This is a genomic window from Paenibacillus sp. NAIST15-1 (assembly GCF_001894745.1).
GTDB classification, from domain to species: Bacteria; Bacillota; Bacilli; order Paenibacillales; family Paenibacillaceae; genus Paenibacillus_B; species Paenibacillus_B suaedae.
The window spans coordinates 155,577-171,308 of sequence record NZ_BBYF01000011.1 but is presented as its reverse complement, the minus strand read 5'-3'; the positions used below and the strand labels follow the sequence as shown (position 1 = coordinate 171,308).

Annotated in this window: 13 protein-coding genes; 5 read left to right on the top strand and 8 right to left on the bottom strand. The window is 50.0% G+C overall.

Annotation, left to right across the window (positions count from 1 at the left end):
* Positions 1-250: 250 nt before the first annotated feature.
* On the top strand, positions 251-1,000 hold the full coding sequence (locus tag PBN151_RS21195) for an IclR family transcriptional regulator (protein WP_028533615.1): 750 nt from the start codon (positions 251-253) through the stop codon (positions 998-1,000).
* Between the two features lie 233 nt (positions 1,001-1,233).
* Here the strand turns inward: PBN151_RS21195 and PBN151_RS21190 are convergent, their stop codons facing one another.
* Positions 1,234-3,564, bottom strand: a complete 2,331-nt coding sequence (locus tag PBN151_RS21190) for a helix-turn-helix domain-containing protein (RefSeq protein WP_072730594.1) — start codon at positions 3,562-3,564, stop codon at positions 1,234-1,236.
* A gap of 442 nt (positions 3,565-4,006) precedes the next feature.
* Between PBN151_RS21190 and PBN151_RS21185 the strand changes: the two genes are divergently transcribed.
* The 4 genes from PBN151_RS21185 (at position 4,007) to PBN151_RS21170 (ending at position 8,841) form a co-directional block, all read left to right on the top strand.
* Complete coding sequence (locus PBN151_RS21185; protein WP_072730593.1) at positions 4,007-4,984, top strand: ABC transporter permease; 978 nt, start codon at positions 4,007-4,009, stop codon at positions 4,982-4,984.
* 21 nt (positions 4,985-5,005) lie between these two features.
* Positions 5,006-5,893 (top strand): carbohydrate ABC transporter permease, encoded by an 888-nt coding sequence (locus PBN151_RS21180; RefSeq protein WP_065291583.1) that lies wholly within the window; start codon positions 5,006-5,008, stop codon positions 5,891-5,893.
* 63 nt (positions 5,894-5,956) lie between these two features.
* Complete coding sequence (locus PBN151_RS21175) at positions 5,957-7,471, top strand: extracellular solute-binding protein (RefSeq protein ID WP_072730592.1); 1,515 nt, start codon at positions 5,957-5,959, stop codon at positions 7,469-7,471.
* Positions 7,472-7,536: 65 nt separating this feature from the next.
* Complete coding sequence (locus PBN151_RS21170) at positions 7,537-8,841, top strand: Gfo/Idh/MocA family protein (RefSeq protein WP_072730591.1); 1,305 nt, start codon at positions 7,537-7,539, stop codon at positions 8,839-8,841.
* An 80-nt stretch (positions 8,842-8,921) separates the two neighbouring features.
* Here the strand turns inward: PBN151_RS21170 and PBN151_RS21165 are convergent, their stop codons facing one another.
* The 7 genes from PBN151_RS21165 to PBN151_RS21135 form a co-directional block, all read right to left on the bottom strand.
* A complete protein-coding gene (locus PBN151_RS21165) occupies positions 8,922-9,659 on the bottom strand; it encodes an ABC transporter ATP-binding protein (protein ID WP_139295392.1) in 738 nt (245 codons plus the stop codon).
* Entirely contained in the window at positions 9,656-10,495 is an 840-nt protein-coding gene (locus tag PBN151_RS21160) for an ABC transporter permease (RefSeq protein ID WP_083545259.1), read from the bottom strand. The genes PBN151_RS21165 and PBN151_RS21160 overlap by 4 nt, the downstream gene beginning before the upstream one ends.
* Entirely contained in the window at positions 10,492-10,950 is a 459-nt protein-coding gene (locus PBN151_RS21155; RefSeq protein ID WP_072730590.1) for a nitrous oxide reductase accessory protein NosL, read from the bottom strand. Before PBN151_RS21155 ends, PBN151_RS21160 begins: the two co-directional genes overlap by 4 nt.
* On the bottom strand, positions 10,947-12,398 hold the full coding sequence (gene nosD / locus PBN151_RS21150; RefSeq protein WP_083545258.1) for a nitrous oxide reductase family maturation protein NosD: 1,452 nt from the start codon (positions 12,396-12,398) through the stop codon (positions 10,947-10,949). The genes PBN151_RS21155 and nosD overlap by 4 nt, the downstream gene beginning before the upstream one ends.
* Before the next feature lie 81 nt (positions 12,399-12,479).
* Entirely contained in the window at positions 12,480-13,883 is a 1,404-nt protein-coding gene (locus PBN151_RS21145; protein ID WP_072730589.1) for a sensor histidine kinase, read from the bottom strand.
* A 5-nt stretch (positions 13,884-13,888) separates the two neighbouring features.
* On the bottom strand, positions 13,889-14,566 hold the full coding sequence (locus PBN151_RS21140) for a response regulator transcription factor (protein ID WP_072730588.1): 678 nt from the start codon (positions 14,564-14,566) through the stop codon (positions 13,889-13,891).
* Positions 14,567-14,584: 18 nt separating this feature from the next.
* Positions 14,585-15,571 (bottom strand): YncE family protein, encoded by a 987-nt coding sequence (locus PBN151_RS21135; protein ID WP_072730587.1) that lies wholly within the window; start codon positions 15,569-15,571, stop codon positions 14,585-14,587.
* Between the last annotated feature and the right edge of the window lie 161 nt (positions 15,572-15,732).

Below are 15,732 nucleotides of genomic sequence, written 5' to 3'. Positions count from 1 at the left end.
GATTCGTGTAAACGTTGTCTTCGTATCATTATCGTATGCGGGAATCCGCATAGGGTCAACGGATTTGCGCGATTTGTAAGGTGATTGTAATCGTCCCGTAACATTGCAATCTCCCTGTAAAAACATGTCGAAACAAGGGACGTTCGTAGGATGCGGGAGAATGGTGCTAGTATCTTTACGAAAATAAGGAAGAGAGTTATACTAGTTGTAACGATGTTCCATACTATGGAACCGAAGAGGGAGATACATGGTGGAAGAACGAGGAAAGCTAACCGTACGCGCCGTAGAGCGTGCACTCGATATATTAATGTGTTTTGCCAATGAGCGAGATATCAGCTTGACGGAACTTGCAACCCGCGTTGGGCTGAATAAGAGCACTGTTCATCGTCTGATGACAACATTGGAGGATCGCGGATTCGTACTTAAAAATGGCGATAAGTATCGCCTGGGATATCGGGTATGGGAGTTGGCGGCGAATTTGACGCAGGTCGATGATCCTGCTCAGCTGCTGCAGCCGGAGATGGAGCTCCTGCGCGATCAGTTGGATGAGACGGTGAGTCTATATGTGAAGGATGGCAACGACCGGATACGGATTCAGGCCGTGCAGAGCAATCAGGCGATCCGTAGAGTAGCGCCAGTAGGCGTTCGTTTGCCGTTGTTCGTGGGGGCATCCAGCAAGGTGCTGCTTGCCTTTGCTGAGACGCACGAGCTAGAGGCTGCATTGCGCGATTCACGCTGGCCGTCCTCCATTGACAAGGACAGCTATATGAAGCAGCTTGAGGAAGTGCGTCGACTCGGATATGCTGTGAGCTTGGAAGAACGCGAACTTGGAGCGGCGGCTGTATCTGTGCCGATCATGGATCGGAATCAGCGGCTGGTCGCAGCCTTGTCGGTATCGGGGCCTGTCAGCCGGATGTCGGCAGATACGCTTGTATCCTTTGCCCCGCAGATGATGGAGACTGCCCGCCGAATGGGCACGATGCTGCTGACGATGCAGTAACAGTCAGTCTGCTGCAATCGACGGTTAAGATTGTCTTTTTGCTAGATTCTGTGCATTGTAAATAATAAGTCCTTCGGCCCCTCTACTGCGGTAAGCAGTGGAGGGGCCGAAGTTGTATAGACCTATGAAATGCGCCTGACAGCACCCATCAGAACGGAGATCGGAATGCCAGCCATGATCTGCAGTGATGTATAAGGTTATGCTGAAGTTATTGCTCCAATTGCGACATCCTGCTATAGGGTTTGTGAGGAATGACGCTGGCGATATTGGCCGGGAGTTATTCCTTCGAGCTTCTTGAACATACGATTGAAGTAGGGGGCCTGGTAACCGGCCGATTCAGCGATTTCATTGATCTTCATATCCGTGGTCAGTAGAAGCTGCTTGCAATAGTTCATTCTTATCGAGGTAATATAGTCGACATAGTTCGTTCCTGTCATTTGCTTGAACGCTCTGCTCAGTTGAGAGATGCTGACGCCATTACTTTTCGCATAGGTTTCAAGTGCAACCTCTTGGCCGTTGCTTTGTGCAATCTGTTCGAGCAGATTGTCTACAATCTCCTTCATAGATGCATTGAAGCTGCGAGAGAGCGAATGAATGTAAGGGTGGATCACCTTCTCTTGGAACCAGGACAAGGATGCTTGTGGATTGCGCAGCATACGAAGCTCTTCATACAGCTGGGCGCTGTCATAGACGGCATACGGATTATGGCCGGCCTGAAGCATAGCGCGATGGATGCTTCCCATTAGTCGCAACAGCGCTTGATGGACAAGCCATTCTGCCGCGTGGCTTGCTTGCAGTGCCTCTACATACTGCTCCAAGGCTTGCGTCGCTTCCTGGGCCAGACCCATATTGAGAGCGTAAATAAGCTCCTGCTCAAGCACAAGCAGAGGGGCTTCAAGCAGCGTATTCGCTCTATCCAGCACTTGATCGGCCTGAAGCAATTGGCTCGTTGCGTCGAAGGTGCGGCACCGAAGCGCACGCTGAGCCTGCTCCATGGCATGGGGAATATCCATCCACGACGAGGTTGGCCCGTTATAGACGATGGTAGCCTGGATGCGCAGAACCTCATGCAGCACGTTGATATAATGGGAGCACAGACTGTGCAGCTCCTGTTGTGCTTCTGCTTGAGTATGATCCTGTGTGGGAAGTATGAGCACAAGTCCGAACGATCCATCTAAGAAATTAATCGTGTGAACATGTTCCGCTGCGGATTGGGATAGCTCTGCCACGATATTGATAGCTGCGTACGTTAATAGAACATCGTCTTTATCGGACAGCGGCTTATATTCTTCATCGGTTGGATGAAGTTGTAGAACGATTGCTGCAAATGACCTGCCTTCAATGGCGACCCCCATCGTATGAAGCTTCTCCATCATCTCCCTCTCTGTCCAGTGCGCTGCCTGTCCTGTAATGAATTGATTCATAATTGCCTCGCGCATGGACGGCACGGCCTGATTCAGCCTCCGTTCCAATGTTTCATTTGTAATTCGATAATGCTGCCACTCCCGTTCAATATAATCAAGCTCATTGTGAACATCCGTATCCGGGGAGCGCCAGCCTGTAAGCAAATTCATCATCCGGCGTATCGGTCGATACATACGGTGGGAAGCGAACCAGCTTAACGCTAACGCAGCCAGCAGGGCAAATATCCAGCACACAATGAGGATATGTGTATAGGGTTGTGTAGGTGCCGTAATGATGGATTGAGGGGTAGCCGATAAGTAAGTCCATTTGCCGCCCATTTTCTCCAAGGTTACGGTGTTTATGAGCAATGTATCCTGATCCAAGGGAACCTTGCTGCTTCCGCTAGGTTGATTCAATGCCTCTGTATGTTGAGTCTGATGAGATTGAATAGCGGCGAATGCCTCAGGATTCTGTCTGCTTGCTTCGCTTTGCCCAATAATGTGCCCTTCCTCGTCGAGCAGGTAAGCATATCGGTCTGGGTTCGCAAATACGAACAGCTTAGACGGATTGATGTAAATCACGATAGCCCCGTAGGATGCGTTTCCATTGAACGGCAGCTTCATTACGACGGCATGGGAAGAGCCTCTACTGAAGGGACGCTGCAATTCATGTGCCCAGAAGATGCCCTGCTCGGCCGACATAAGCTCCTTCCAGCGAGATTCTTCTGCCTGCTCCAATGTCCGAAGACCAATCGAGGGCTGAAGTACTTTGTTCTGCTTCGCCACGTACAAATACACCTGATCAATAATCGGATCGGCATTCTCGATAAGCGTGAGCGTATCGAGCAGACGGTTCGTTTCCTCGAACTGCTGTGCGAAATCCATATCGGAAATCGTCGGCTTGAAATGCGGCTTCACGACCATATGTAGAGCGTAATTAATAAGCTGCCCAAGCTGTTTATCGATTTGTTTGGCTGCTTCAATCATCTCGCTGTCGTTCTTCTCTTGAAACTGCTTCACAAGCTGCTGGTTGCCCATATATAAATAAGCCGCACTGATGATCGTGATTGGCAGGCAGGTCAGCAGTACGGCGAGCGCGAGACTTTTCCAATAGAAGATTCCCTTGGAAGAGGGACGTAGTATATCATGCAGCTTTCCCATGAATTCCTCCTGTGTGGCAAGATGATGAAACGGAATACTGGAGTAATCATTGATATTTGATATTGGAATAAAAATTGTAATTTGCTCGACTGCACGAAGCTGTTCATACAAGAACGATAGTATGGAATGTTCTGGTATGGTGACCGATTGTATTTATCATACTGAATGGCACAACGGATGAAAAGGCTTACAGAAAAAAAGTGCAGCCTCAGGAAATCGGGAAAATGCTGCATCGAATCTCGCAGCAGGTGATTCTTTGCGGGGCTTGCTTGTGCGTTCATCGAGCGATGAATAAGCGCGGTTATGCAGGCAGGCAAGATGCTTCAGCAAAAAAGTCAAATTGCATGAAATTGTGATAGCGTTTACATTGATAAAAATCCTAGCAGACATTGTGATACTCGTTGTCTCAATTGAACATGCAGAAGAAAGTGAGGTAGTACTGATGAGCATGGAACCATCAACATCTGCATCTGCAGCCCAGTTAGAACGGAGGACATCATCTAAACGAAGAGCGCGCACACGTGTATGGGTAGATGTGAAGAGGGATAGATACTTGTATTTGTTGGCGCTGCCAGGACTTCTCTTCTTCCTTGTCTTCAAGTATGTTCCGATTACGAATCTTGTGATCGCCTTCCAAGACTATTCGCCGTATTTCGGTGTGTTTCAAAGTCCATGGGTAGGATTCGAGCATTTCAGCCGCTTCTTTGCAAATGAAGATTTCTACATTCTGCTGCGCAACACACTCGCTATCAGTTTTCTGAATCTGTTGTTTTTCTTCCCGGCGCCGATCATTCTTTCTATCATGCTGAACGAGGTTCGGCATTCGATTGTGAAGCGAACAGTACAGTCTCTCATTTACATTCCGCACTTCTTATCGTGGGTGCTCATTTCGGGGTTGACGTTCCTCATGTTCTCGCAATCGGAAGGGTTGTTCAACAAGCTGCTGCTGTCTATGGACAAAGAGGCTTTTGATCTGCTCACGAATCCAAGTTATTTCTGGGGAATGTTGACGGCACAGTCGATCTGGAAGGAGGTCGGTTGGGGGACGATTATCTTCCTCGCTGCTATCGCAGGAATCGATCCTCAGCTGTATGAGGCTGCGGTGATGGATGGAGCAGGGCGGATGCACCGCATTTGGCATATTACGCTGCCGGGCATGCGCAATGTGATCATCATTCTGTTTATTTTGCGGCTAGGCACTATTATGGATACCGGATTCGAGCAGATTTATCTGATGATGAATGCAGCCGTCTCCAATGTAGCGGAAGTGTTCGATACGTATGTGTACAGGGTTGGGATTAAGCAAGGGGAGTTCAGTTACAGTACAGCCATCGGATTATTCAAATCGGTAGTTGGCGTCATTCTTGTGGTGGCGGCCAATCAAATTGCTAAGCGCTTCGGACAGGACAGTTTGTATTAATTAGGGAGGGAGACAAGTGCTATGAGAGATAACAGTGTGAGAGATCGCTTATTCAATATCGGGAACATAGCCATTCTGCTGCTCATCAGCTTGGCGACCGTCTTTCCTATTTACTATACAATCGTGCTGTCGTTCACGGATCCAACGGAATATTACACGAAGCCGCTTATTTTGTTCCCGGCCAAATGGTCACTGGATGCCTATCAGTACTTGCTCGCAAACGGCTTGTTTGTCAGCGCACTCGGTGTGAGCACCTTTCTGGCTACAGTAGGAACAGCATGCAGCCTCATCGTAACCGGGGGCTTGGCTTATGCGCTCTCTCGGAAGCGACTGCGCTTCCGGAAGGCCATTCTGTTTCTTATTTTGTTAACCTTTCTGTTCCAGCCAGGACTTGTGCCGCAGTATTTAATTGTGCGCAATGTCGGACTTATCGATAATATCTGGTCGCTCATTATTCCGTCGCTGACCAGTGGGTGGTACGTTCTGCTTATGAAGGGATTCTTCGACAGTATTCCCGATAGTCTGGAGGAAGCGGGACGAATTGATGGGTGTAACGAGATAAGCGTATTTTGGCGCATTATATTGCCCTTGTCACTTCCAGCGCTGGTCGCATTCGGCTTGTTCTTTGCGGTAGGGTATTGGAATACCTATTTCAACGCGCTTATGTACATTAACGATCAGAGCATGTGGCCGCTGCAGGTGCTGCTGCAAAACCTGCTGGTCGATCCGGCGGCAATGGGCGGCGGGGCAGGAGGGAGCGGTGCGGATTTCCGTATGAATCGCCAGATGCCGTCCGAGACGTTGAAAATGGCAGCGGTCGTTATAGCAACTGTGCCGATTATGCTGGTGTATCCATTCTTACAGAAGCATTTCGCCAAAGGTGCGATGGTTGGCTCTGTCAAAGAATGAATAAGTATAGGATGCACATGGACAGCCTGTAGCGTGCTCGCATATCAAAAAGGAGGGTTCAGAATGGTTCACAATTCATCACGTAAGTTGTCATCCTTGCTCAAGACAACAATGCTTATCATGCTGGCATGTTCACTGCTGCTGACTGCATGCGGCGGTGGAGGCAGAGGCGGTGCCTCTGGGGGAGAAGGTCCAACGAAGATTACACTGCAAACGTTGAATTATGCGCCCGACATGGTGAACAACAGCAATCCGATGTGGAAGGAACTAGAGAAGAACACGAATACACAGCTGGACATCACATGGCTGACACCAACGACGATTGAAGATAAGGTCAATGTGATGCTGGCGTCCGGTGAGATGCCGGATGTTACCTTTGTGGAGTCGCTGAACAACTCGCAGCTCCAGAAGATGATTAAGCAAGGCGTGTTCTGGGATTTGACACCTTTCATTACGGATTATCCGAATCTAACGGAAGGCGTTAAGGCGGCGATGTGGGAGGAGACGAAGATCGAGGGCAAGAACTATGCCATTCCACGGTACTATCCAAGCTTTGGCGGCGGTGTATTCCCGATGCTGCGTAAGGATTGGCTGGATGAGCTGAATCTGCAAGTGCCAAATTCCATGGATTCGCTCTTCGACGTACTGAAGGCATTTAAGGAGAAGGCGCCCGGCGGGAAGACTGATATCGTTCCGTATGCGGCATCCCCAGACTCGCTCGGTTTTGTATATAACGTCTTCAATGAAACGCAAGGCGCATGGAAGTTGAAGGATGGCAAGCTGGCGCCGATCATCACTGAAGATGCTTCCCGTGATGCGCTGCTGTGGATTAAGAAAGCCTACGATGCAGGACTGTTCCCGAAGGATTTTGCCATCTTAAAGTTCTCGCAAATTATTGATATGGTTCGTGGCGGCAAGGTAGGAGCGGTGGGCTTATCCATGAACCATGTCTGGATCCAAGGGGAAGTGCTTCGCCAGATCGATCCGAAGGCCGACCTCATTCCGACCTCTTACCTGGCGGATCCGCAGGGGGCTAAATATGTCCCTTCCGGTGAGTCCTATTATGGCGTGTATCTGATTCCCAAGAAGGTGCCAGAGGAGAAGGTGAAGAAGATTCTGGCGCTGTTCGATTATGGAAATAGCCCAGAGGGCAATATTCTGGAGTACTACGGTGTGAAAGATGTGCATTACAAGGAAGAGAACGGCAAGCGAATTGCGACTGAGCAGGCGAAGAAAGATCTGACGGGAGACGGCAACATGTCGAGCTTGTTCCACTTGATTAGCGACGATATGGCTATTGCTGCAGTGGGGATGCCAGATGAATTGTATGAACGCAACGTGAAAATTGTAAATGAGCGCAAGGAGCATGTTGTACCAGATCCAGGACGCGGCATTTATTCGGAAGCCTATAATCGGTTCTACCCGGAAATTAAAAAGAAGGTAGATGATATGCGGACGAAGGTGATCATTGGGAAAGAGACGATTGAAGCCTATGATCAGTTTATTGCGATCTTGAAGCAGGATAAAGAGCTGCAAATGATTACAGATGAAATGAATAAGGCTTACCAAGCAAAATAATGAGAGGCCAAGGAACGCTGCTGCTTGCGGGCGTTCCTTCGCTTCATTAGAGGGGGAGAAGCAACATGAAGCCTACCACTGCGGTTGTGATTGGAGCAGGGGATCGGGGAGCACGTGCATATGCTCCATATGCGCTGGAGAATCCGCATGAATTTCGTATTGTAGGTGTCGCTGAACCGAATACAGAACGACGACGCAAATTTGCCGAGCAATTTGCACTAACCGCTCAGCAGCAATTCGATTCTTGGGAGTCGCTGCTTGGCAACGAGAGGCAGGCAGAAGTTGCAATTATCTGTACATTGGATCGAATGCACCTCCAGCCAACGCTCCGGGCACTTGAGTTAGGGTATCATGTTCTGCTGGAGAAACCGATGTCGCCTGTGCCGGCAGAGTGTGTGGAGATGGAGCTTGCGGCCAAACGGCACAATCGTCTGCTCACGATCTGCCATGTGCTGCGTTATACGGCATTCTGGTCATCTTTGAAGCGGGAAATCGACCGAGGTGCGATTGGTGATATCGCCTCGATACAGTTAAATGAGAACGTGGGCAATATGCATATGTCGCACAGCTTCGTACGCGGCAATTGGCGCAATAGCGACGAGTCGAGCCCGATGATCCTGCAGAAATCATGCCATGATATGGACATTTTGGCGTACTTAATGGGGGAACCGTGCACACGCATTAGTTCGTTTGGCTCGTTAATGCATTTTCATGAAGGGAATCGACCGGAGGGTGCACCGCTGCGCTGTATCGAAGGATGTCCGGCAGAACATGTCTGCCAGTATCATGCGCCTCGTTATTACCTGGGGGAAGGGATTGGATGGGCGCGGAAAATTACAGACGATCATACGAAGGAAGGCATCATTAAGGCGCTGTGGGAAGGGCCGTACGGCAAATGTGTCTATCAGACGGATAATAATGTTGTGGATCATCAGGTCGTCAATATGGAATTCGCCAGTGGCGCAACGGCTACCTTCAGCATGTGCGGCTTCACACACGATAATACTCGCATTGTGCAGGTGATGGGCACGAAAGGGGATATTCGCGGCAATATGGAGGATGATGCTTTCACGCTCCATGATTTCGTGACGAAGGAGAAGCGTGTTGTCCATATCCATGCATCTGCTGCGGGGCATGGGGGTGGAGACGCGGATATAGTCCGCTCCTTTATTAAGGAAGTGCGTGATTTCGAGGCGGGAATGGTGACGGAGAGCAAGTCTTCTGCCTCTGTCTCCGTACGCAGCCATCTGATGGCATTCGCAGCAGAGGCATCACGGCTGGATGGGGGCAGATCGATTGATCTGCAGGCCTATTATGATGAACTGGCAGGAGCAGCGGTACAACCGCATGTTCATGAGAAACATTGCTAATCATGTCGTAATGCATGCATACTGATGAACTTAAAAAAGCCAGCGATCGCTGGCTTCTACTACGAGAGAAGAAACACTAATTACGAACTAGTGGCTATACGCTGGCATGTATCATAAAAGACGGCTTCCAAGGAACGATGTCCATTTTCTGTACGGCAAAGTCTAGCGACAGAATCGCATGCGACCATGACGCCTTCATTCATGAAGGCGACAGTATCGGCCGTGTCCTCCACGACAGACAAAATATGAGTCGAATAGAGGATTGTTGTTCCTTTCCTGCGTTCAGCATGGATTAGTTCCTTGAACGTATGCACCCAATAGGGATCAAGTCCGTTGGTGGGCTCATCCAGAATGATGATCGGAGCTTCAGGCAGCAACGCTTGTGCGAGCGCGAGCCGCTGCTGCATTCCCTTGGAATAATGGCTTACCTTCTTATGCTTGTCTTGTTCCAACCCAACGAGGCAGAGCAGCTCATCGATGCGACCTCGCGGCACCTGCAGCAGCTTGGAGAAAAAGTGCAGCACCTCGTATCCCGTCAAGGAACGGGGAAATACCATATTGTCAGGCATATAGGCGAATGTGGATTTATAGGCGCTGTCCGTGGACGATACCTTGTGCCCGTTCAAGTAAATGCTGCCTGACGTTGGCTTCACAATGCCGATCATCATCTGAATGATCGTGCTCTTCCCGGCGCCATTGCCTCCACATAAGGCGAAGCATTCACCTTGGCCGATTGAGAAGTGGATATCGCGCACCTGATTCTGCTTGGAATAAATCTTGGATACATTATCGAATCGAATCATCGCATTTGTCGTCATTTGCGGATGCGCCCCCCCTGCTTCACAATGATGATGGATAAGGCAAGCGGAGCAATGATCCATGCCGCAGCCGTCAGACAGAAGGCAATTTGTCCGGTGCTCCCCTCGGCCCATATCGTAAAGTCATAGAGCGTCGGCCCGAATATCATGCCGCTCTTCATTTGAACGATGCTCCACACCCGTATTAGCTCAACTGGGTTGAACAGGATGGATGTGGTTAAGAGTGTAATAATCCAATGAAAAGGGACAACACTGGAGACGCCCATCACGATATATTCGTACAGGAGCACGCTGAGCGCCCATGTCAGAATGCTGATGCCAAGCGCTTGGAATCGTGTGCTGGCATACACGCCGATGACCGAAGCTATCGCCAGGAAGATAGCCGCAAGCAGCAGGGTCAAGGCGATAAAGAGGAAAAACAAGGAGGCGGCGAACATGCCAGTGCGGTTCGTGATCCACAGCACAGTTCCGACAATACCGTAGCCGAGCAGGATAACGGCTGCAATGGCCGCCAGCATGCCTATGTATTTGCCAAGGACAATGGAAGTGGGCGATACCGGGTAGGTGAGCAGCAATTGATAGCCCCCATCCTCTTTATCTCCCGCGAGCATGGTACTGCCCATTAACAGCGTGAGAAGCGGAACGAGGAAGAGGGAGAGATTCAGAAGTCCTGCAGTCATTCTCGTAAACCCTTCGTATCCTGCCTGATAGCCGGTGCTGCCGAAGAATACGATGAACAGCGCCAGTAGTGTAAATAATATGGAGAAGCTTGCCAGCCAGCGGCTGCGAATGATCAGCTTCATTTCCTGCTTCGCAATCGAACCTATGTGCTTCATTGATGACCGTCCCATTTATGCTGCTTCAGGTCAGAGAACGACAGAACGTTTCCTTTGCCCTCTTGTGCAACGTATTGCTCTGCTTGTTCCTTGTTCGGAAAGGCCAGCACGCCATTCGCCATTGGTGTCCAGAAGTCTTGGTGGTAGGCGAACCAGGCCTGCTCCAGCTCTACCCAATTGCTTGCGGTGTATACATAGGACTTGGCAATCGGATTGTCTGCATTGTGATACGATTGGATATAATCCATCATGCAGCCGATATCATCGAAGGTCATAATCTTGCCGTCCGTTAATACAACCTCTGTTGCGTAGTCTTCGTTCGCTACGCTCATATTGCATATGATGCATACATCGATATCAGGGTTAATCGGGCGCGGCTCATAGCTTGGCTTGCCGCAGGATGTGGCAAGCAGGAGGCCGACTGCCGCTACGACTGTTCCGAATCTCCATGTCATTTCTGAATCCTCCCTTGTGCAAGAATGAATATGCCGCCAATTAGGAACAAGCATCCTGCGATGCCGACAAGATGGCGATTGTCTGTAGGATGTTCCGCTTCTAGGACTGATTGTGCAGGATCATCTACAAGTGGTTGAAGGGTGGGCTGCTGCGTAAGCGGGAACCGATCTGCTCCGCTCGTTGCGTTAGCGGAAGGCAGCATGCGATTAACTGCATTCCATAGCTGTATGGCAGGGCTCTCGAAGTAGAATTGCAGCTGCGGCTGCTTCGGCAGCAGCTTGTCATAGATGGAGCCTGCGTAGTAAGGTAGTTCCCCGATGCCGTCGCCGGTAATATCGAAGGAAGAGTAGTCGTCCCAATAATTGCCCGATGTGCCGTCATCAATGGCCTGCTTCGCATCCAAGCTACGTGCTTGCACGACATTGCCGATGAACTGGTTCCCCGATATGGTAGTTCCGGTATTGCCCTTCAGCAGACTAAGGCCAAGATGATTGCCCGAGATGACATTGTCTGTAATGATGCTGTCTCTCGCATCCTCCAGTGCGAGACCGTTGCTGTTGTACATCATGCGGTTGCCCCGCATCGTGATGCGATCGGTGTCATAGAGCAACACTCCATAGCCGCGATAATCAAGCTGCTTCTGCATGATGTTCTGCTCAATCCGAAAGGAGGAGGAGCTCATGGCCATCATCCCGTTAATGTTGTACATGAATTGATTGCCCGATACGAGACCTCCTTCACCGAACATGAGATGAATGGCGTAGCGTGAATCGGATATCGTGTTGCTGCTTAGCGTACTGTCGGCTGCGAAGTCGATGTAAATGCCGTCCTGAACATCATAAATGTCATTGCCACGTACAACATTACCACTGCCATAGAAGAGGTGAACGCCGTTGCCTCGCTTAGAGATACGGCTGTTATTGCTCGTTATCGTATTGTTCTCGATCTGATTGCGGCTTCCTTTGTTGACATAGATGCCATTCTGTACGCGGGACAGCGTATTGGACACGATCAAGTTGTCCGAGGAGGCGATATAAATACCAGCGTCCTGCTTTTTGCTGCCGCTCTGGATAATCTGAAATCCGGTTAGGGAAACGCCGGGGGCGGTAATCGTGACGACATGTCCTTGATTATTGCCGTTCAGCGTAACCTTAGCACTGCCTGCAGCTTGGAGCTTCAGTGGCTTATCAATGACAAGCTGTTCATGATAGCTGCCTTCTTGTACGGTAATGGTTGCGCCTACTTTAGCCTCATTAATGGCCTTCTGGATCGAATCTCCGGCACGAACGATGAACGCCTTCCCATTAGCGTTGGCGGCATGCAGCTTGCTTGTACCTGGGAAGCAGGTGAGGAGAGACAATAGCAAAGCTAGAGCGGCCAGCAGCATTTTTCTGTTGACTTGTCTGCAATTGGTCACAATTGGCCACCATCCTGTCCCCATTTTCATTTTCTTTGGCTCCTACATTACGACACAATTGTGTGCAAAGATGAAAGAATGTGTGAACGGAGCATGACAACCCGCAAGTTTTTATGTCTCTCTGTATCGCGGCAGCGCAATCGTCACAGTCGTCCCCTCATTCTCGATGCTGTGAAAGGTCAGCGTTCCGCCATGCATAGCAACAATATTGGACACAATGGCAAGCCCCAACCCTGTTCCACCATCCTTGCGGGTTCGCGCCTTATTGGCTCGATAGAACGGCTCGGTTATATGGGGAAGATGCTCAGGGGCAATGCCGATGCCGGTATCGCTGATGCTCAGCTCACAATGGGTGTCCGAGGTTGCGCGCAATTCGACGCTGATCGTTCCCTGTTCCGGCGTATACCTTATGGCATTGTCCAGCAGGTTATGGAGCACCTGTTCGATTCGATTTTGATCGGCTTCAATAATAAGCTCGGGATCAAGATCGATCGCCAATGCAATTTGCTGCTGGACAAGTATGTGTCTGTATGTCATCAGCACGTCCTCAATAAGCTGAGCATACACCAGATGGGTGATGGCAAGCGGATAGGCATTGTTCTCCAGCTTGGCCAGCTCTAGCAGATCATGAACTAGCCGCTGCATGCGGCCGGCCTCGCGGTGGATCAGGCTGATATAGCTTCGCTGATCTTGTTCAGATTCAACAACCCCATCCAGAATCGCTTCGCTGTATCCCTTCACATAGCTGATAGGGGTCCGCAGCTCATGGGACACGTTCGCGAGAAATTCTTTTTTGCGCTTATCCTCCTCGGCAACGGCACATGCCATCTGATTGAAGGCTTGTCCCACCTTGCCGATTTCATCATGTGTTGTAATCGGAACACGTTCCGCATAATTGCCATGTGCCATCTCATGGGCAGCGGACTCCAAGCGTCGAAGGGGCTGCGTGATGCGGTTGATTAATGTTCTGCCCAGCACAAGGGACAGGAACACGAAGCATAAGGTGATCGGAATGAAAATGCTGGTCAGTTCCTTGTTCATCTCCATAATGGTTGCAAGCGGGATGTACAGAAATAAGATGCCTTGCAAGCGATTGTCGTCCAGCAGCGGGATGCTGACAGATAGAATCGTGCGGCCGAATCGTTCCTCGAACCCGGACTTGGTGACGGGGTTGCCCTGAAGGAGCTGCTGGCGATCCTGCTCGCTGATGAGGGAGTCGTATTCAACTTCGAAGGGAAGGCAGGCGCTTAACTCGCGCGGGTTCGTGACAAGAAACACCTCCGAGTCAGACATCTTGTTGTACCAATCGATCTGATCGCGCAGCTTGGCGGTGACCTCTCCACCGCTATAGTTGCTTGCAAGGCGAAGCCCTTCCAGCCGCAGTCCTTCATCTACCTTTTCGACATAGTATTTTTCATAGAAATAGTGAGTGAGCGCATACGAAAAAGACACAGTTCCGATAATCGCCGCGCACACGATAAGCCACATTTTCTGTGCTAAGGTTAGCTGCTTCATGCCATTTACACCTCAAGTTTATATCCGATGCCCCACATCGTTTGAATGAATTCACCCACATTGCCGAGCTTAATGCGCAGTGTTTTGATATGTGTATCTACAGTTCTAACACTGCCCTCGTAGTCGATACCCCACACGTGCTCCAGAAGCTGCTCGCGGCTGAGTGCTTGTCCGCGGTGGCGGCATAAGAAGAGGAGAAGCTCGAATTCCTTCAAGGTGAGAGCTAAGGGCTTGCCGCATACCTTGACCGTTCTACCTCGTTCATTGATCTCGATTTGGCCGTATAGCTGAACCGTTTTGTCTGCTGCAGATTCTCGATTAACCCTGCGCAGAACCGCGTCGATGCGGGCGATCAGCTCGCTTGGACTGAACGGCTTCACAATATAATCGTCGGCACCGATTTTCAGGCCATAGACACGATCCCATTCTTCTCCTCTTGCCGTTAAGAAGACGATTGGCACGTTAGAGGACTGGCGTATGTTCAGACAGAGCGTGAAGCCATCCAGAACTGGCATCATGACATCGGCAACAATTAGATCGATGGACATGGCAGACAGAATCTCTAGCGCTTCCTCGCCATTCGCGGCTTGGTACACCTCGAATCCAGAGCTTTTCAAATACATATGCACGAGTGCTCTCATATCTTCTTCATCATCGATAATGAGCAATCGAGACTGGTTCATGCTTGCTCCTCCTTGCGCTTATGAGTTGGACGTAATCTGGAATGGGCCTTGGCCCACAGGGATGATTGAGCTGACGGTGAGTGAGTTGGGATCAATGACATAGATCTCATTGCTATCATAACTAGCGATGTATAGATTTCCGCCAATTTCCTTCATCTCGAATGGGTTGGCGCCAATTTTGATCGTGCCAAGCTCTGCGCCGGTATTCCGCGCGAACTTGCGAAGCGTGCTGGAACCGTGACTCAGTGCGAATATGCCTGTATCCGTCTGTGCAAAGCTTACGGGCATATAAGGAGCTGGGATGCGCCGAATAAGCGACCCGGTATCCATGTTGTACACATGGATGTCCGACTCGACTTCAGCTCCGCTTCCGTGACCGCCAACCCACAGCTCACGCCGATCATCCAACAGCAGACCGCCAGCCGAAGATTCGTTAATGCCGAATGTTTGTACAACTTGTTGCGATTGAGTATCTATAATGGACATCGTCGTATCGTCGAAATTGATGACGTACAGCTTGCTCCCGTCCTTCGCCTCATACATATGCAACGGCTGCTTGCCTACAGCAACCTCGTACTGAAGCGTGCCGTCCAGCCGGAAAGCGCGAATCGATTTATGATGCTGATCAACAAAATAGACAAATTGCTTCGAATGGGACAGCAGCGCATTGGCCGCTCCTTTGCCTATGTCCCACGTCTCGATCTGCTTTCCTGTAGACAATTGATAAATGAGCGCTTTGTCCGCCTGCTTGCCGTAGACGAGCAATTGGTCCTTCGCAAGGAATAGGGCGCCGCTAAGCGGGAAATCGAGCTGCCATGCCGCCGATACCTTATTGCGGACAGGATCAAGGAAAGAGAGACTATGGTCCTTCACATTGACGCTGACGATAATAGGCTGCTGCTCTATAGGCTGGAAATCATTTTTGCCGCACCCGGTAAGAACAAAAGCAAGAGTGAGCAGAACAAACAAAGGCAAAAGTGTGCGTAAGAAAGGTGCAAGGCGCATAAGGCGCTTCCTCCTGTTATTCAAAAAATGGAATATAGCAACATTATAGCGGCTTTAGACACAAAATCTGATCAAATCTATGAAGTTTTGTACTTCTTTTTGGAAAATTGCAACATAAAGTTCAACAATTCATTTCACTTCCTTCACAATCTCCTCACAAT